Here is an 18,641-nt window from a genome sequence, read left to right on the forward strand (position 1 = left end):
TATAACTTCTCGTCCACCATCCATGCTCAATCCAAAGCTCCTGCATTGTAAATTTCAGTTTCATGATAGATTCAGTTAAACCTGCTTGCTTTACAGTTGGGATTTCTTCCGCGCCGACAAAATTCGAAGTGTTCATTATGGCAAGCATATGCACTAATAGGAAGGAAATAACCGCTTTTTTTGAAATAATTCCATTTTAGTATGAATTTTATTTGATTTCTTATTCTTTCCCATACATAAAAAAAGAAGCAGTCCATAAAGGGCTGCCTCAATGCTGTTAATTTTGATATTTTGATAATTTGTTCGTAATCGATCCAGGCTTTCTTTCGGGTGGTTTAGCTTTTAAGCCGGAGGCCCAGGATACTTGTGACTCATATTTCTGGGTATGCTCCTTGTTCGCTAGAAATTGTAACCTCTCTTTATTCTTTTCTAGTGATTCCTCAAGAGATTGCATGCGCCGGGCTGGGAAGGACAGCCCGGCCAAAATGGTTGTGATGGTTGGGTCAGACTCCGAAATATAATTCCCTTCAAATAATTCTAGTGGTTCCCCCACCTTTTCAAATATAGAAGGTACATTTATCAGCTTTGACATGTTTTCCGGGCCATCATATATGAGGCCTGCACGAATAACTCCTGTTGTTTCAACAGGGCAAAAGACGGAACTTGCCCAAGAACGTTGTATTTTGCCGGAAACATCTGATGTTGTTTTAGCATCCGTTATAGCGGCTGTAGAGATGAGTGTCACGCCTCTTGTGCCTAGTATATTCATCAGATCAGTTTCATCAAAATTTCCGAAAAAAGAACTCTTTTGCGTTGTTTGCAATACATTGCTAATAGCCTCGATGACTTTACGATTCGAAGAAAGATAAATCTGCTGTTTACTGGATTGTGGGTTAATTTTACGCATCTGATCATTATCTACCAGGAACACTGAAGAGATTCCTTCTATTTTAGATATCTGCTCGATACACTCGGCAGCATTAATTCGGTTACCAGCTAACACATTCCGTTCTGGAACAACAGCAATGGCCCCGATGTTAATGCCAGGCAACTGGTCTAATAAAATATCAATCAACAGCGGACTCATTCCGGACCCGGTACCGCCATCTGTCGAGAATGCTACGAGCAAAAGACTAATGTCTTTAAAGGATTTTTTGACAAAATCAGTCATCTCTCGGTAATGTTCATGAACTGCTTTTAAACCAATTGACCGATCCTGGCCTGCCCCATTAAATCCAGGAACAAAATATTTCTTCTCTACCCTGGTGTTCACTTCTCCGTCCCGTTGATTTGTGTTGATAAGAGCGGTTTGAAAGCCCATCGTTGATGCTATCTCAGCAATGTTACCTCCTGCTTGACCTACTCCTAAGATACCTACTGATTTCACTAAATCGCCTCCTTATCTACTAAGATAATACTCACTTTTTTTAAAATTAGACTTTTAATTTGTACAAAGCTAATTGCTTTATTGTATTTTCATTGTGGTGCTAAATAAAAAGACTATGTATAGGAAAAATTAATACGATATAATGAAACTTATTAATTCGTTTTACGAAATAGTTTGTCTGCGAAAAGGAGTAAAATAATGGGTACTTCCAAAAATAAACAACTTCTATTGATAACGACCATTGCTTTAGGGACCTTGTTAAATCCCTTGAATTCATCCATGATTGCCGTTGCCCTATCTCGTATTCAAGAAGAATTTAAGCTTTCCTTTACGGATGCATCATGGCTCATCTCTACCTATTATTTAGCCAGTGCCCTTGGCCAACCAGTCATGGGGAAATTTGGTGATGCGTTTGGATCAAAGCGCATCTATTTAACCGGCTTGATTATGATCGCAGCAGCTTCCATTGCCGCTCCTTTTTCTCCAAGCTTTGGCTGGCTCATCGGGATTCGAATTATCCAAGCCATTGGCAGCTCTGCCCTTTTTCCATCCGGAATGGGAATGATTCGAAAATCAATTACAGAGGGCCAAGCACAAGCACTGGGGATTCTTTCGATTTTTTCATCCGTTTCAGCAGCCTTTGGCCCTTCCATCGGGGGGTTTTTGGTCCACTTTGGAGATTGGCCGGCGATTTTTACTGTCAATTTTCCTTTCATTATTGCCGCTTTCTTTATGGGGATTAAAATCTTGCCTAAAGATGTGCGAAAAACAAATCGTCAGGCGAAAATTGATTATGTCGGAATCCTCTTTTTTTCGATGACTATATTAAGCTGGCTGCTTTTCTTACTAGCTCTGGAAAAAGGATTTAGCTTGGTAAAACTCATTGCCAGTATCGTCTTTACTATCGTATTTTATTGGGTGGAATCTAAGCGCAATCACCCTTTTGTCGATGTCATTTCCTTAAAAAAGAATGTAAATATGAGTCTTGTTTATGTACAGTTTATCTTGGTTAATGTGATTTTTTATTCAATCTTTTTTGGAATTCCACTTTACTTACAGGGCGTTCGTCATTTCGCCCCAAATAAAACAGGTCTTATCATGTTGTCGATTGCAGGTTTCGGTGTAATTGTCTCTCCACTTACTGGCCGCTGGATCGATCACAAAGGTTCGAAGCCTGCTTTATATGCCGGATCAGCTACGATTATATTGGGTTCCCTCATGCTGCTGACCATTAAGGAGTCCTCATCAGCCATGTGGATTTTCTTTTGTCTTTCCGTTTTAGGCTTGAGCAATGGATTTAACAACCTCGGTTTACAAACGGCTCTCTATTCTTTTGTACCGCCTGCTGAAACGGGAGCAGCTTCAGGACTTTTTATGACCTCCCGTTACATTGGGACCATTTTTTCTTCAAGTTTACTGGGCATTCTTTTCGGTCATCAAATAACTACTGGGCATTTTCACGTGATGGCCATAATCAGTGTGATAATTGGTGCCGGAATCCTGGTTTTAACTATTCGAATGCCAAGGGAACAGGTACGGCAAAGAATTTAGCCATATAGCTATTGCCTATGATCTTATTTACGAAGCATCATTGAATTCCTTGAATTCCATATATAAAATGAATTCAAGGAGGAGGAGTTTATATAATGAATTCACAGAAAAGTGTTATTGAAAAACTTAATCTTACAAAATATCCGAGAAAATTAATTCTACAAAATCCTGAAGAAATGGATGACTTCAATGAATTAGAATTTGATACATCTATCAAAAATAGCAAATACGATTTAATTTTTATTTTTATTTTTAAGTTAGAGGAATTTTCAAGGCAGCTTCAGATGGTGGTTGGTCAACAATTACTAGAGGATAACGGCTACCTATATTTTGCCTATCCGAAAAAGGGCAATCCAACCTATAAAGAATACATAGACCGTGACAGCTTCATTAACAACCTGCCAGTTGATGAAGAAGGTTATATTCAGGAGAGCAGCATTAAATTTTCGCGGATGGTTAGCCTAAATGATGTTTTTACTGTGGTAGGATTGAAGTCCGCACCAAAGAAAACAAAAAGGGCTGCCAGTCCGAAAAACAGCCAATGTGTGGATGACTATATTGTGAATATCGATGATATAAAACAATACTTGAACAAAAACGAAGAAGTCCTAAAAATCTACAACGACCTAACCTACGGCTACCAAAAAGACTGGGCCCGTTACATATACAGCGCAAAACGAAAAGAAACCCAAGAAAAACGACTCGTCGAAATGGAAAAAGTTTTAGGCGAAGGATATAAATCGATGGAGTTATATAGAAGAAAATAATAGGGTCAATTAATGGGGTCAGTCCCCCGGTGCAGTAATGCTTTAGCGCACCGGGGGACTGACCCCCATTTTTTATATTAAAAACATCCCGACTATTCCACTTAGGATTCCAATTACTACGACAGAACCGGCGGTGAAGAATAATACTTTTTTAGGGAAGGATTTTCCAACAAGGATAAGGGACGGAAGACTTACGGATGGTAAGGCAATTAATAGTGCTGCTGCTGGCCCGCCGCCAAGTCCAAAGGACATAAAGGTTTGAATGATAGGAATTTCTGCGGCAGTTGGAATGACAAATAGCATTCCAGCAATAGCAAAACCGATTACGGTGATCAATCCATTAGCAGCGGCCTCGCTGATGTGCGGGAACAGCCACACTTTCACAACACCCATTAGAATGACTGAAAGTACATATGCTGGAACGATATATAAAATCATGCTCCCCAGGCTCTTTATCCATCTTGAAGCAAAAGAACCTGTTAAATCTTGTTCCGCTTTTTGAACCATTTGATCGATATCAACCGGCGTCACTTCCGGTGCAAAACGATTGGCTAAATAACTTATTCCAAATGTTAAGATGATACCAAAGAAAAGACGAAGCAAGGTAAACTTCCATGATAAAACAAAAGTCATAAAAATCAATACAGCTGGATTAAGCGTAGGGTTACCTATCCAAAAAGCAAGACTCGCACCAACTGAGACATTTTTTTTTCGTAAACCTACGGCGATCGGAGCCGCACAGCATGTGCACATCATCCCTGGCAATGATGCAAGCCCTGCAACGGCTGTACTGCCAAAGGAGGTTTTTCCAAGAACCTTCAAAAGCCAATTAGTTGGTATTAATACCTGTATTAATGAACCAAGCAAAATCCCTAGTACTGCCGCTTTCCAAACTGCAGTAAAATAGGTAAGTGCGTAAGACCATGCACTATTCCAAGAGGCTGATGGCAAATTTGCCTTATCTCCTAAAATAGATGCACCGATCGAGTGTGTAGTCGCAGCAAGGATAGTCTTTTGATAATAAGGCAACCATTTTACATAGGTTAACCCCGCAGCCGCAAAAAACAAAAATAAAATTACATATAAAACAGCCTTTTTAGATGAAGGCTGCGAATGTTGGATTGAGCTATTTAATTGAGCCATCTTTATATATTCCCCCCTATAAAAATCATCACTCAAATATTATAACATAAAGTGTCAACGCCGGGGGTCTGACCCCCGGCGCAGTGACGTTTTAACTCATCGGGGGTCTGACCCCCACCGCGGTAACGCTTTAATGCAACTGGGGTCTGACCCCGGTAACGATTACCATTAAGACAAACAAGATGGTGATGTAATTGACTGAATATAGGAAGATGACACGGGCCCATTTGAGGTCGTTTTTGACATAGAATCCCCAAATGCTGGCGATAATCCAGCCGATGTTCAGTAGTGTGGCAATGGTGACAAATGGGACACCCAGGGAATCCATATAAAATGGTAATGGAAGTAGACATACGACATATACGGCAATTAGCCGCTTTGCCATTTTGAAGCCGTAAACAACCGGCACAATTGCGACCCCTGCCGCTTTATATTCATTACATTTCCTCATTGCAATGGCAAACGTATGCGGCATTTGCCAAATAAATAAAATGAGAAACATCATGAGTGGAACTACATGGAATCCCGAGGTAATGGCTGTCCAACCAATTAACGGCGAGACGGCGCCGGAAACACTGCCAATCACCGTATTAAGTGTATATCTGCGTTTTGACCACATGGTGTACAAAATAACATATGAAACCCATCCAACTAAAGCATATAAAGTTGCTTCCATGGTGGTAAAGAGCAAGAGAACAAAGCCAATAACCGTAAAGGCTATTCCCATCGCTAATACCACTTTTAATGAAATGTGGCCCGTTACGGTTGGACGTTTTTTTGTCCGTTCCATCACGCTATCAATATCAACATCGTACCAATTATTGATCACCAAGGCTCCCGCAATGACCATCGTACTTCCTAACATCGTTAACAAAAATAAACTCAAGTGATCTGCAAAAGAAGCACCGGTAAAAAATAATGCTAACCAGAATCCAGTAAAAACGGGCAGTACATTTGCTACCAGTACAGGTGCTTTAAAAAGGTACTTTAAATCTGTAAACAAACTTGACGTTATGCTTCTATTCAAAAGTGCTGCACTCTCAACCTTCTGCGGAGAAGGTACCACTTCTTTATTCATCCAATATCCTCTCCTAAGTAATGATAAGCTCCAGTAAAATTCACTATACTATAATAACATAAACCCGGCACCGATACCTTATAGAAAGTTTAAAAAAATTAAAAGTACTCCTAGACCAAGAGTGCTTTCTTCCTTTCACTTTTTCGTTTTGAATATTATTTTTTTCTTAAAACAATTCTCTCTTTAGGGATTTCTATTTCCTTTTAAGGTACAATACAAGATATATCAGTTTAATGAAACAAACTAGGAGGATCAAATGTTTTTATCATATCCTATTTGGGCAGCACTTTTTGCAATGCTTATTGCCCAATTTGCAAAGATTCCGATTCACCTCTTCGTTTCAAGAGAATTAAAGTGGAAACTGATGTTCAGTACGGGGGGAATGCCAAGCTCTCATACAGCCACGATTATTTCTTTGACGACAGCGATCGGTTTAACCTCAGGATTCCATTCAAATGATTTTGCCATTTGTGTCGTGGTTTCCGTCATCGTGATGCACGATGCTACTGGTGTTCGCAGACATGCAGGATATCATGCTGAAGTGTTAAATAAATTATTGGTTGATTTCAATCGATTAAGAGAAAGTTTAAAACTTCCCAACGTTAGACAGGCAGAATATCGCGAGAAATTAAAAGAATTATTGGGACATGAACCAATGGAAGTATTTTTCGGCGCCATTACAGGCATCATTGTTGGATTTATTACGTATTATTTATATCCTTTTTAAAAAAGGACTTGGCCAGTTTTCATTACGAAAGCTGGCCTTAAATTTTGTTCTAAAATCTCAATCATACCCCGCACTAATTCGATTATTTGCAAATCATGGGTCCAATTTGAAAGTAGCCAGTACTGACTTTTCTATTCAATAATCGTTTTTACTATAAAATCCTTATATTGATTTTTTCATAATAAGAACGAGAGTCCATAAACTAAGCATAATCAGAAATAGGAGTAGATGAAATGTGAAAAAATTCATTTCCATTTTTCTAATCACTGCACTTTTTAGCTTTCCAACAAATGATTTTGCTTTCGCAAAAGGGCGGAAAGATTTTGAAAAATCAGGGAATGTCGTTTGGGAGGTTAACACGAAGGAAAAGATGGTAGCTATTACATTTGATGATGGACCTCATCCTGTTTTCACTCCGCTCATTCTAGATACTTTAGCGAAATATCATGCAAAAGGAACGTTTTTTGTCACAGGAAAAAAAGCTAAAGACTCCCCTGAAATTATACGACGGGAGATTAAAGAGGGACACGAAGTCGCAAATCATACCTATAATCATTTCAATCATCATATTTCGGCTGAAACTTTAACATCAGAAATTGAGCAAACAGATCGAGTCATTCAAGGAATTATTGGCTATAAACCGACTTTATATCGCCCTGTTGGAGGAAATTACGATGACATAATTGTAACAACAGCCGTTAAAAATGGAAAAATGGTTATCCTTTGGTCATGGCATCAAGACCCTAGAGATTGGAATAATCCTCCAGCCGATAAAATAACAAGGCATGTAACATCATCGGTAAAACCAGGAGATATCATCCTCCTCCATGATTGGCATAATAATGGAAAAGCCCAAACCTGTCAAACGGTTCTAGCACTTGACAGCATTTTATTATATTTGACTAAAAACGGTTATAAATGTGTAACCGTATCGGAGATGTTAAATCGTTCAAAAATCAAAACACCAGAACCTTTATCACCGGTCCATTGATAAGTATATAAAAATAAAAAGGTCATACCTCTCCACTTTACTGAGGGGTATGACCCGCAACTAATTTAACTCTTTCAAAATACGAAATAATTCACTCAAGTGCTGAATTTCGTATGTAGGAATAACCTCTGTTCTCACTTTTTGATGACGATTTATCCAAACTGATTTAATTCCAGCACGATTGGCACCAAGAATATCAGTCATGAGATTATCTCCAACCATAATGACTTCCTCTTTTTGAACATCCATACAAGATAAGGCATGTTCAAAAATTACTGGATCTGGCTTCCCCCTGCCAACATCACCTGAGATAACAATTTGATCAAAAAATGGGACAAGTTCAGGTGTAATGGACAGTTTGGTATTTTGCAAATCTGGTGAGCCATTTGTTAAAAGAAGCAGCTGATAATTTCCACTGAGTTCAGATAGTGTCTGAAATGTTTCATCATACACAAACGGGGCATTCCTCCGTTCTACTGGGAAACGTTCAGCTAACAATAAGCCAAAATCTGGGTCATCCACGCCCATTTTTTTTAAGCCCAATGTCCATGCATCCTTCCGATAAAGAGGAACCGCAGCCTTCATTTTTGGAAATTCATCATGAATATCTAAGAAATTCCCCCATAATCCCTCAAACGGATTAATCCCAATCATTTGCGTAAATGGATAAAATTCATAGGAAGCATAAAGCGTTCTTGCAGCCTCGCGAACCGCCTCCTCAAGCTCTTCAGAGTTAATTCCATATCGCTCCTCAGCTATTTTACACGTTGCCACAAACGCTTCCTTAATACTCTTTTGATCCCAAAGGAGAGTATCGTCTAAATCAAAAAATATCGCTTTTATCATGGTAAACCTCACTCATGTTCGTTTTTTCTAGTTTACCATTTTTTTAGTTGAAAGAATATTAATAAAATTCATTTTTTTAGAAAGTAGTAAAATGCTTTTGAATCCCCATACCAAAGCCAGAAAAGTCAATTAATTATTTAATTGACCAACTTTTTCTTTTACCACTTCCTCTTCCCAGCCTTTACAAACATCTACCCATTCTTTTGCATTTGAAAATGACAGCAATTCATCATTCGTCAATTCGATGGCAGAGTTCGTGCTTCCGCATGCCGGAAAAACCGTCTCAAACCGCTTCATTGATCGATCAAGATAAACACCCAGATCATTTTTCAGCCCAAATGGACAAACACCGCCAATAGCATGTCCGGTTTGTTCAAGTACTTCATCAGGGCTGAGCATTCGCGCTTTGATCCCAAAGGCTTGACGGAATTTCTTATTATCAATTTTGGCATCGCCAGCAGCAACAATCAAAATTGCTTTTTCCCCGTCTCCCCTAAAAGAGATTGTCTTGGCAATTCGAGCAGGTATAACACCTATCGTCTCAGCAGCTTGCTCCACTGTCGCACTGGATGTTTCAAATTCCATCACATCAGAGTCACGATTCCACTTTTTAAAATGAGCCTTTACACTTTCTATTGACATCCCTTTCCATCCTTCCGCGTTCAGTATATTGTTATATATTAACATATTTTATCGTAAAAACTAAAAAAAGAGGCGCCCAGAGCACCCCTTCATTAAAGCGTTGTAATAATCGGCCCATCCTTCGTAAGGATCATCGTATGCTCGTACTGAGCCACAAAACTCTCTTCCGTAATATACGTCCAGCCGTCACCCTTTTCAAATACATCCTCTTCTAGCGTCGAAATAAATGGCTCAAAAGCAATTACCATTCCTTCCATTAGCAATTCATCATCTGACCGTTCAAAATAATTATAAATGTACTCGGGTTTTTCATGGATTGTCCGGCCTATCCCATGTCCTGTTAGGTTTTTAATCACGGTAAATCCCTGCTGTCTGGCAGTCTGGTAGACAACCTTTCCTAATCCACTTTTTTTAGAACCTGGTTTTGCCTTCTTAATTCCAGCTTCAAACGCCTGTTTGGCGACCTCACATAATCTTTTTAAAACTTCATCTCCATTACCTACGACAAAGGAAATTCCAGTATCGGCAAAATATCCATTCCTGGAACCGGACACATCCACATTCACCAAATCCCCTTCTTTAATGACGCGATTTCCTGGAATTCCATGAGCTACCTCTTCATTCACACTAATGCAGGTATAGCCAGGAAAATCATACTCCCCTTTAGGAGCCGAGATAGCACCAGCTTTTTCAAACATCTCGCCGGCAATCTCATCAAGTTCTTTTGTCGTTATACCTGGTTTTGTTCTATGTACCAACTCATCTCGAATGGCAGCAACAATCCTGCCGATTTCCTTTAATCCATTAAAATCCTCTTCTGTCTTTGCAATCATGACTTTTTCCCTACTCATTCTATAAATTTATCAATCCATATTGTACCTTTTCTATTACGAAAAATTCAAGTGAGGAATAAATGCCCTTTTTCATCCAGAAACCATTGGTTATCTTTAAGATTGACTCCGCCAACCCACCAATCCCGTTCAAATCTCTTATCCCCATTCATTAGCTGTAGATTTGGATTGATTTTGGGGTCTAGATAATTTGGTAATGGCTTATCGGACACTATTAATGGAGCTTCGCCGCTCATAAGCTCATTTAATATGGCAGCTAAATGGAAATCACTTAATCCATCACCTGTTCTACGTTCACTTATATATTGAAATAATTGCCAAAAGGAGCATGGATTTTCTTTCAATTGGTTTACGCACATCTCTTCCACTTCATTTAATTTTGAACTTAATGATGGGAAATAACTCAGGTGATTTTGTAAGGCTTGTTTAAGAAATGGCAGCTTCTTTTTAGTGGTTCCAAGCCATTTTTCTAAATTTCTTGGATTGTGAGATGTATAGGCATTCCATCCAGTAATTGCTTCATCTATTTCATCAGCGAAAATCGGTCTTTTCTTTTTATAAAAAAGTTCTTCTAATTGTGATGATGTCAATTGTCCAAGTCCATGAAAAGGCACAATCCCAGGATACTGATCAATCGTCACCATGGAAATGTTTGAGAATTCCTTTTTTGCAAGCTCGTTTAGTAAATACATTAGCATAGTCTGATCATATCGGTCATGTTCAAACCAAAGAACAAGCTCTTCATCTCTATTAATTCCTTCCAGATACCGATTTTGTTCTTCACTATTTTTAATAAAAAACGAACTTGGAATAGCTAATTTGTTTTCGAAAAAGAAAGCGCGCTGTTCAATCCATTCTTCCATCGACCAATCTTTTGAAAATGGCCCCAAATCGTACATTTCTCTCCAAACAAGAACTTCGCCCGGAAGGTTAACAAGCTTACTTCCCACTATATCCCCGTTCACGATGTGAATCATCAACTTCCTCCATCCCCTATTTAATACTTTCAATCTTTGTTATCTTTCAAATAAAACTTGGACTGCCTAACAGCCCAAGTTTTGTTTTCTCAATTATTCTATCGAAAATGGGGATTACCATTTCCGATTGAATAACTTGTCCATAAAATCATTTAGATGTTACTTGATTTAAAAAGACGAGTGATCTTGCAAATGCATCGCGAGAATAATTGACATTATAGGTAGGATTCGTATCGTTAAAGAATGCATGTTTAGCATTTGGATATATAGTCACATCAAAGGACTTTCCGTACTTCTCCATTTCCTCTTTTAATTTAGGCACTAAATCTGTTATGTTTGGATCTTGCCCGCCATAAAAGCCAATGACTGGACACTGAATATCAGCAATCCCCTGCTGGGGTGGACGGCCATAAAAAACAATCGAACCAGCATGTTGCGGATCTCTGGTTGCCAGTACTGCAGACAGCAATCCCCCCATGCAAAATCCAATTGAAGATACTGGCATACCTTTAGATTTTTCAAATGTGTTTCTTGCAAAAGCGGCTGAATCCATTAGAATATCAATCATATTAACTGATTTGTCTGGACTCAGGAGTCCGAAAAGCGATTCCAATGTGGTTCGAAGCTCAGCCTGCTTTTCGTATGGCTGATTCAATATAGCGCTTTCACGTTCCTGTGGGTTGAACCATGCTGTATGGGGAATTGAATGAAGAAAGTTCTTTGCCTCACTAAGTCTTTCCTGCTTAAGTTCATCACGACAAACGCCGTTTTCCGCAAAAAGATCAGAAGCGATGGCCACATATCCAGCTGCAGCAAACCTTTGGGTGACATCTTGGATGTGAGTATCCACCCCCCAGATTTCTTGAATAATTAATACAGTAGGCTGGGGTTCCCTTACATTCTCAAGTGCTGCAACATAAGCTCTACAATTACCTTTACTTCCAGAAAACGTCATCCATTCAGCATGTATCGGCATGCAAACACACCCTTCAATTTAGATTACTAGCTTCTTCCAATAACATAGTAACATATTTTACTTAATCTTCGCTTTATTTCGATACTTATGTTTGTTCAATTTTGCACTATGGCAGATTCATTTGCCACTATATCTTCACAGATACAAAAAGACAACCCATTACAGGTTGTCTTCCTTTTTGCCTGGCAACGTCCTACTCTCACAGGGGGACAGCCCCCAACTACCATCGGCGCTGAGAAGCTTAACTTCCGTGTTCGGGATGGGAACGGGTGTGACCTTCTCACCATTATTGCCAGACTATTTACTTGAGAGATCATTCCCTCAAAACTAGATAATACAGAAGAAGTTTTCGTAAAAACGAGGTAATCTGTCTAGATTCGGCTCCTAACTTCTCGGCCGTTTCAATCCGTCCCTACAAATCCAAAAAGCAGGATTTGCAGTGCCGGCTCTCCAACGTCTCTCGAAGTTGAACAGTCGCCTCCGCTTTTCTATTTGGTTAAGTCCTCGATCGATTAGTATCAGTCAGCTCCACATGTTGCCACGCTTCCACCTCTGACCTATCAACCTGATCATCTTTCAGGGATCTTACTAGCTTGACGCTATGGGAAATCTCATCTTGAGGGGGGCTTCATGCTTAGATGCTTTCAGCACTTATCCCGTCCGCACATAGCTACCCAGCGATGCCTTTGGCAAGACAACTGGTACACCAGCGGTGCGTCCATCCCGGTCCTCTCGTACTAAGGACAGCTCCTCTCAAATTTCCTGCGCCCACGACGGATAGGGACCGAACTGTCTCACGACGTTCTGAACCCAGCTCGCGTACCGCTTTAATGGGCGAACAGCCCAACCCTTGGGACCGACTACAGCCCCAGGATGCGATGAGCCGACATCGAGGTGCCAAACCTCCCCGTCGATGTGGACTCTTGGGGGAGATAAGCCTGTTATCCCCAGGGTAGCTTTTATCCGTTGAGCGATGGCCCTTCCATGCGGAACCACCGGATCACTAAGCCCGACTTTCGTCCCTGCTCGACTTGTAGGTCTCGCAGTCAAGCTCCCTTATGCCTTTACACTCTGCGAATGATTTCCAACCATTCTGAGGGAACCTTTGGGCGCCTCCGTTACTCTTTAGGAGGCGACCGCCCCAGTCAAACTGCCCACCTGACACTGTCTCCCACCCCGATGAGGGGTGCGGGTTAGAATTTCAATACAGCCAGGGTAGTATCCCACCGACGCCTCCACCGAAGCTGGCGCTCCGGCATCTCAGGCTCCTACCTATCCTGTACAAGCTGTACCAAAATTCAATATCAGGCTACAGTAAAGCTCCATGGGGTCTTTCCGTCCTGTCGCGGGTAACCTGCATCTTCACAGGTACTATAATTTCACCGAGTCTCTCGTTGAGACAGTGCCCAGATCGTTACGCCTTTCGTGCGGGTCGGAACTTACCCGACAAGGAATTTCGCTACCTTAGGACCGTTATAGTTACGGCCGCCGTTTACTGGGGCTTCGATTCAGAGCTTCGCTTACGCTAACCCCTCCTCTTAACCTTCCAGCACCGGGCAGGCGTCAGCCCCTATACTTCGCCTTGCGGCTTCGCAGAGACCTGTGTTTTTGCTAAACAGTCGCCTGGGCCTATTCACTGCGGCTCATCGAGGCTATTCACCTCAATGAGCACCCCTTCTCCCGAAGTTACGGGGTCATTTTGCCGAGTTCCTTAACGAGAGTTCTCTCGCTCACCTTAGGATTCTCTCCTCGCCTACCTGTGTCGGTTTGCGGTACGGGCACCTTTCATCTCGCTAGAGGCTTTTCTTGGCAGTGTGGAATCAGGAACTTCGGTACTCTATTTCCCTCGGCATCACAGCTCAGCCTTCGCGGTGAACGGATTTTCCTATTCACCAGCCTAACTGCTTACACGCACATATCCAGCAGTGCGATTACCCTATCCTCCTGCGTCCCCCCGTTGCTCAAACGATAAAGAGGTGGTACAGGAATATCAACCTGTTGTCCATCGCCTACGCCTTTCGGCCTCGGCTTAGGTCCCGACTAACCCTGAGCGGACGAGCCTTCCTCAGGAAACCTTAGGCATTCGGTGGATGAGATTCTCACTCATCTTTCGCTACTCATACCGGCATTCTCACTTCTAAGCGCTCCACCAGTCCTTACAGTCTGGCTTCAACGCCCTTAGAACGCTCTCCTACCACTGACACCTAATGGTGTCAATCCACAGCTTCGGTGATACGTTTAGCCCCGGTACATTTTCGGCGCAGAGTCACTCGACCAGTGAGCTATTACGCACTCTTTAAATGGTGGCTGCTTCTAAGCCAACATCCTGGTTGTCTAAGCAACTCCACATCCTTTTCCACTTAACGTATACTTTGGGACCTTAGCTGGTGGTCTGGGCTGTTTCCCTTTTGACTACGGATCTTATCACTCGCAGTCTGACTCCCACGGATAAGTCTTTGGCATTCGGAGTTTGTCTGAATTCGGTAACCCGATGAGGGCCCCTAGTCCAAACAGTGCTCTACCTCCAAGACTCTAACAACGTGAGGCTAGCCCTAAAGCTATTTCGGAGAGAACCAGCTATCTCCAAGTTCGATTGGAATTTCTCCGCTACCCACACCTCATCCGCGCACTTTTCAACGTGCGTCGGTTCGGGCCTCCATCCAGTGTTACCTGGACTTCACCCTGGACATGGGTAGATCACCTGGTTTCGGGTCTACGACCACATACTAAAATACGCCCTATTCAGACTCGCTTTCGCTGCGGCTCCGTCTCTTCAACTTAACCTTGCATGGGATCGTAACTCGCCGGTTCATTCTACAAAAGGCACGCCATTACCCATTAACGGGCTTTGACTACTTGTAGGCACACGGTTTCAGGAACTATTTCACTCCCCTTCCGGGGTGCTTTTCACCTTTCCCTCACGGTACTGGTTCACTATCGGTCACTAGGGAGTATTTAGCCTTGGGAGATGGTCCTCCCTGCTTCCGACCGGATTTCACGTGTCCGGCCGTACTCAGGATCCACTCAGGAGGGAACGAAGTTTCAACTACAGGGCTTTTACCTTCTATGACGGACCTTTCCAGATCGCTTCATCTACCCCGTTCCTTTGTAACTCCATGTTGAGTGTCCTACAACCCCGAAAGGCAAGCCTTTCGGTTTGGGCTGTTCCCGTTTCGCTCGCCGCTACTCAGGGAATCGCGTTTGCTTTCTCTTCCTCCGGGTACTTAGATGTTTCAGTTCCCCGGGTCTGCCTTCAATATCCTATGTATTCAGATAAAGATACTGCTCCATTACGAGCAGTGGGTTCCCCCATTCGGAAATCTCCGGATCAAAGCTTACTTACAGCTCCCCGAAGCATATCGGTGTTAGTCCCGTCCTTCATCGGCTCCTAGTGCCAAGGCATTCACCGTGCGCCCTTTCTAACTTAACCTAAAAGGTTTACCTCTAATTAAATAGAGAGAAAAACTAAAATGGCGATTAACTCGATGTTTTACTTGACTTCTTCATTACGATTATCTAGTTTTCAAAGAACGAATAAAAAAAGCTCTGAGAGAATTGCTCTCTCAAAACTAAACAAACAAAGAACGTGAAACTTGTCTGGCTCTTATGTCCAGCTTATATCCTTAGAAAGGAGGTGATCCAGCCGCACCTTCCGATACGGCTACCTTGTTACGACTTCACCCCAATCATCTGTCCCACCTTAGGCGGCTGGCTCCTAGGACAAAACTTAACTTCCTATAAATACAATAAGATGTTAAGTTTTGCCCCAGGTTACCCCACCGACTTCGGGTGTTACAAACTCTCGTGGTGTGACGGGCGGTGTGTACAAGGCCCGGGAACGTATTCACCGCGGCATGCTGATCCGCGATTACTAGCGATTCCGGCTTCATGTAGGCGAGTTGCAGCCTACAATCCGAACTGAGAATGGTTTTATGGGATTGGCTCAACCTCGCGGTTTTGCAGCCCTTTGTACCATCCATTGTAGCACGTGTGTAGCCCAGGTCATAAGGGGCATGATGATTTGACGTCATCCCCACCTTCCTCCGGTTTGTCACCGGCAGTCACCTTAGAGTGCCCAACTGAATGCTGGCAACTAAGATCAAGGGTTGCGCTCGTTGCGGGACTTAACCCAACATCTCACGACACGAGCTGACGACAACCATGCACCACCTGTCACTCTGTCCCCCGAAGGGGAAAGCCCTATCTCTAGGGTTGTCAGAGGATGTCAAGACCTGGTAAGGTTCTTCGCGTTGCTTCGAATTAAACCACATGCTCCACCGCTTGTGCGGGCCCCCGTCAATTCCTTTGAGTTTCAGCCTTGCGGCCGTACTCCCCAGGCGGAGTGCTTAATGCGTTAGCTGCAGCACTAAAGGGCGGAAACCCTCTAACACTTAGCACTCATCGTTTACGGCGTGGACTACCAGGGTATCTAATCCTGTTTGCTCCCCACGCTTTCGCGCCTCAGCGTCAGTTACAGACCAGAAAGCCGCCTTCGCCACTGGTGTTCCTCCACATCTCTACGCATTTCACCGCTACACGTGGAATTCCGCTTTCCTCTTCTGCACTCAAGTCCCCCAGTTTCCAATGACCCTCCACGGTTGAGCCGTGGGCTTTCACATCAGACTTAAAGGACCGCCTGCGCGCGCTTTACGCCCAATAATTCCGGACAACGCTTGCCACCTACGTATTACCGCGGCTGCTGGCACGTAGTTAGCCGTGGCTTTCTGGTCAGGTACCGTCAAGGTACCGGCAGTGACTCCGGTACTTGTTCTTCCCTAACAACAGAGCTTTACGACCCGAAGGCCTTCATCGCTCACGCGGCGTTGCTCCGTCAGACTTTCGTCCATTGCGGAAGATTCCCTACTGCTGCCTCCCGTAGGAGTCTGGGCCGTGTCTCAGTCCCAGTGTGGCCGATCACCCTCTCAGGTCGGCTACGCATCGTCGCCTTGGTGAGCCGTTACCTCACCAACTAGCTAATGCGCCGCGGGCCCATCTGTAAGTGACAGCCGAAACCGTCTTTCAGCTTTTCCTCATGAGAGGAAAAGGATTATCCGGTATTAGCACCGGTTTCCCGGTGTTATCCCAGTCTTACAGGCAGGTTGCCCACGTGTTACTCACCCGTCCGCCGCTAACCAAAGAGAGCAAGCTCCCATTGATTCGCTCGACTTGCATGTATTAGGCACGCCGCCAGCGTTCGTCCTGAGCCAGGATCAAACTCTCCAAGAAAGTTGATTAGCTCAAAAATGTTACGTTGGCTTCGTTTCAATTAAGAAACGAATATTATTGATTGTTACACGTCTTGTTTGTTTAGTTTTCAAAGAACAATATGATGCGTTTCTTGTTTCATTTCAGAAACAACAAAAAATATCATACTACTTATCTCATCAATTTGTCAACACTATTAAATGAATATTTAAATTCAAATATTTGGTCGTTAACATTTTCGAGAGAACTTTAATAGAATAACACGGTGCGGCTCCGTTCAAACATGTATTTTTTTCCAATCTATTAATAAAATTTTATAATAATATTTTATAATAATATTTTAACTATCCATAAAATTCGCATTATTCGATTGTACGTTTTAATATAAACATATAATGATTGATTGTGAGGCGATATCATGAAAAAATTCAGAACTGGAATTATCGGAACTGGCTTTGGTGCTCGCGTACATGCACCGATGATGGATTTCCACGAAGGCTTCGATGTTGTGGCAGTGGCGAGTGTTTCAAGGGGAAATATTGAAGAAGCAAGAACGGTAAGTGGCATAGACATGGTCTATACTGATTGGAGACAAATGCTTGAAGAGGAACAGCTTGATGTAGTGGTTGTCGCTTCAGCGGTGTTTTTGCATAAAGAAATGGTAGAAGCCGCTTTTGAAAAAGGAATTCATGTTGTTTGTGAAAAGCCAATGGCATTAAATGCAGCTGAAGCAGAAGCAATGATTTCTGCCAGAGACAAAGCAGATAAGCTTGGTGTAATTAATCACGAATTCCGATTTCTGCCTGCCCGAACAAAAGTGAAGGAAGTTCTCGATAGTGTTAGCCTTGGTAAAATCCTTCATATCCGCTATTTGGCATGCATGTCAAACTTTAATGCGTTGACCTCAAAGGCACGCGGCTGGCTTGGCCTTGAGGAAAAAGGCGGCGGGATGCTTGGGGCGATTGGTTCCCATATGACAGATTCCCTGCAATGGTGGACAAACAGCAAATTTACCGAAGTATTTGCCAATCTACCTGTACATATTCCTGTGCAAACTGCTGCTGCTGGCAATGTTGAACACCGTACGGCCGATGACGCATTCCAAGTCGTTGGCAAATTAGCCAATGGTGCGACTGTTACGATGGAGCTGTTATCAGCTGCGCGTAAAGCAGCGAACAGCTGGCGGTTGGAGGTATTTGGAACGGAAGGAACTCTTACAATGGTAGATGATGAGCAAGTCTTCCTCTCTTTAGGCGATGAACCTCTTGAAAAAGTGGAGCTCGTCCCAGACATCAAAGCGCCTGTCGAAATGTCTGCGGTTGCTGCACGATACTATAACGGCTTCTATCGAGCTTTGGATGCCTTATATGAAACACTTAATTCGGGTAAAAAACATCCATATCTGGCTGATTTCAAGAATGGTCAATCCACGCAAGCGGTACTTGACGCCATCCGCTTGTCCGCACGTGAAGGCAGAAAAATTGAAGTGAAATGATAAAA

General features: G+C 42.6%; 13 protein-coding genes and 3 rRNA genes. 5 read left to right on the forward strand and 11 right to left on the reverse strand.

Going from position 1 to position 18,641, the window contains the following annotated elements; translation table 11 throughout:
* Positions 1-277: 277 nt before the first annotated feature.
* Positions 278-1,387, reverse strand: a complete 1,110-nt coding sequence (locus ACZ5XR_RS17190) for an FtsZ/tubulin family protein (RefSeq protein WP_464497543.1) — start codon at positions 1,385-1,387, stop codon at positions 278-280.
* A gap of 198 nt (positions 1,388-1,585) precedes the next feature.
* Here ACZ5XR_RS17190 and ACZ5XR_RS17195 point away from each other — a divergent pair, with 198 nt between their 5' ends.
* Positions 1,586-2,938 carry an MFS transporter gene (locus ACZ5XR_RS17195; RefSeq protein ID WP_464497545.1) on the forward strand — a complete coding sequence of 451 codons (1,353 nt, stop codon included), beginning with the start codon at positions 1,586-1,588 and terminating at the stop codon, positions 2,936-2,938.
* Between the two features lie 95 nt (positions 2,939-3,033).
* A complete protein-coding gene (locus ACZ5XR_RS17200; protein WP_464497546.1) occupies positions 3,034-3,705 on the forward strand; it encodes a YdeI/OmpD-associated family protein in 672 nt (223 codons plus the stop codon).
* Between the two features lie 72 nt (positions 3,706-3,777).
* Here ACZ5XR_RS17200 and ACZ5XR_RS17205 read toward each other — a convergent pair whose 3' ends face one another.
* Positions 3,778-4,848, reverse strand: a complete 1,071-nt coding sequence (locus ACZ5XR_RS17205) for a permease (RefSeq protein ID WP_464497547.1) — start codon at positions 4,846-4,848, stop codon at positions 3,778-3,780.
* Between the two features lie 130 nt (positions 4,849-4,978).
* Positions 4,979-5,926: a heme o synthase gene (cyoE, locus tag ACZ5XR_RS17210; protein ID WP_464497549.1), complete on the reverse strand. Its 948-nt coding sequence runs from the start codon at positions 5,924-5,926 to the stop codon at positions 4,979-4,981.
* Positions 5,927-6,182: 256 nt separating this feature from the next.
* Between cyoE and ACZ5XR_RS17215 the strand changes: the two genes are divergently transcribed.
* Positions 6,183-6,653, forward strand: a complete 471-nt coding sequence (locus ACZ5XR_RS17215; protein ID WP_464497550.1) for a divergent PAP2 family protein — start codon at positions 6,183-6,185, stop codon at positions 6,651-6,653.
* Positions 6,654-6,888: 235 nt separating this feature from the next.
* Positions 6,889-7,644, forward strand: coding sequence for a polysaccharide deacetylase family protein (locus ACZ5XR_RS17220; RefSeq protein ID WP_464497551.1), 756 nt, complete (start codon positions 6,889-6,891; stop codon positions 7,642-7,644).
* 60 nt (positions 7,645-7,704) lie between these two features.
* Here the strand turns inward: ACZ5XR_RS17220 and ACZ5XR_RS17225 are convergent, their stop codons facing one another.
* The 8 genes from ACZ5XR_RS17225 to ACZ5XR_RS17260 form a co-directional block, all read right to left on the reverse strand.
* A complete protein-coding gene (locus ACZ5XR_RS17225) occupies positions 7,705-8,490 on the reverse strand; it encodes an HAD family hydrolase (protein WP_464497552.1) in 786 nt (261 codons plus the stop codon).
* A gap of 129 nt (positions 8,491-8,619) precedes the next feature.
* A complete protein-coding gene (locus ACZ5XR_RS17230) occupies positions 8,620-9,132 on the reverse strand; it encodes a YbaK/EbsC family protein (RefSeq protein ID WP_464497553.1) in 513 nt (170 codons plus the stop codon).
* Positions 9,133-9,224: 92 nt separating this feature from the next.
* Positions 9,225-9,965 carry a type I methionyl aminopeptidase gene (gene map, locus ACZ5XR_RS17235; RefSeq protein WP_464497554.1) on the reverse strand — a complete coding sequence of 247 codons (741 nt, stop codon included), beginning with the start codon at positions 9,963-9,965 and terminating at the stop codon, positions 9,225-9,227.
* A gap of 65 nt (positions 9,966-10,030) precedes the next feature.
* Entirely contained in the window at positions 10,031-10,960 is a 930-nt protein-coding gene (locus ACZ5XR_RS17240) for a DUF1835 domain-containing protein (RefSeq protein ID WP_464497555.1), read from the reverse strand.
* A 148-nt stretch (positions 10,961-11,108) separates the two neighbouring features.
* Positions 11,109-11,936 carry a dienelactone hydrolase family protein gene (locus ACZ5XR_RS17245; protein WP_464497557.1) on the reverse strand — a complete coding sequence of 276 codons (828 nt, stop codon included), beginning with the start codon at positions 11,934-11,936 and terminating at the stop codon, positions 11,109-11,111.
* A gap of 180 nt (positions 11,937-12,116) precedes the next feature.
* Positions 12,117-12,233 (reverse strand): 5S ribosomal RNA (gene rrf / locus ACZ5XR_RS17250).
* 195 nt (positions 12,234-12,428) lie between these two features.
* Positions 12,429-15,366 (reverse strand): 23S ribosomal RNA (locus tag ACZ5XR_RS17255).
* A gap of 197 nt (positions 15,367-15,563) precedes the next feature.
* A 16S ribosomal RNA gene (locus ACZ5XR_RS17260) occupies positions 15,564-17,162 on the reverse strand.
* Together the 16S, 23S and 5S rRNA genes form the textbook arrangement of a ribosomal RNA operon.
* A gap of 397 nt (positions 17,163-17,559) precedes the next feature.
* Here ACZ5XR_RS17260 and ACZ5XR_RS17265 point away from each other — a divergent pair.
* On the forward strand, positions 17,560-18,636 hold the full coding sequence (locus ACZ5XR_RS17265; protein WP_464497558.1) for a Gfo/Idh/MocA family protein: 1,077 nt from the start codon (positions 17,560-17,562) through the stop codon (positions 18,634-18,636).
* Positions 18,637-18,641: the final 5 nt, after the last annotated feature.

This window comes from Neobacillus sp. Fa239 (assembly GCF_055395235.1).

What these genes read in the sequence shown, in the direction of transcription:
- ACZ5XR_RS17195 (WP_464497545.1), top strand. Translation starts at nt 1,586, where the DNA reads ATGGGTACTTCCAAAAATAAACAACTTCTATTGATAACGACCATTGCT.
- ACZ5XR_RS17200 (WP_464497546.1), top strand. Translation starts at nt 3,034, where the DNA reads ATGAATTCACAGAAAAGTGTTATTGAAAAACTTAATCTTACAAAATAT.
- ACZ5XR_RS17205 (WP_464497547.1), bottom strand. Translation starts at nt 4,848, where the DNA reads ATGGCTCAATTAAATAGCTCAATCCAACATTCGCAGCCTTCATCTAAA.
- cyoE (WP_464497549.1), bottom strand. Translation starts at nt 5,926, where the DNA reads ATGAATAAAGAAGTGGTACCTTCTCCGCAGAAGGTTGAGAGTGCAGCA.
- ACZ5XR_RS17215 (WP_464497550.1), top strand. Translation starts at nt 6,183, where the DNA reads ATGTTTTTATCATATCCTATTTGGGCAGCACTTTTTGCAATGCTTATT.
- ACZ5XR_RS17225 (WP_464497552.1), bottom strand. Translation starts at nt 8,490, where the DNA reads ATGATAAAAGCGATATTTTTTGATTTAGACGATACTCTCCTTTGGGAT.
- ACZ5XR_RS17230 (WP_464497553.1), bottom strand. Translation starts at nt 9,132, where the DNA reads ATGTCAATAGAAAGTGTAAAGGCTCATTTTAAAAAGTGGAATCGTGAC.
- map (WP_464497554.1), bottom strand. Translation starts at nt 9,965, where the DNA reads ATGATTGCAAAGACAGAAGAGGATTTTAATGGATTAAAGGAAATCGGC.
- ACZ5XR_RS17240 (WP_464497555.1), bottom strand. Translation starts at nt 10,960, where the DNA reads ATGATTCACATCGTGAACGGGGATATAGTGGGAAGTAAGCTTGTTAAC.
- ACZ5XR_RS17245 (WP_464497557.1), bottom strand. Translation starts at nt 11,936, where the DNA reads ATGCCGATACATGCTGAATGGATGACGTTTTCTGGAAGTAAAGGTAAT.
- ACZ5XR_RS17265 (WP_464497558.1), top strand. Translation starts at nt 17,560, where the DNA reads ATGAAAAAATTCAGAACTGGAATTATCGGAACTGGCTTTGGTGCTCGC.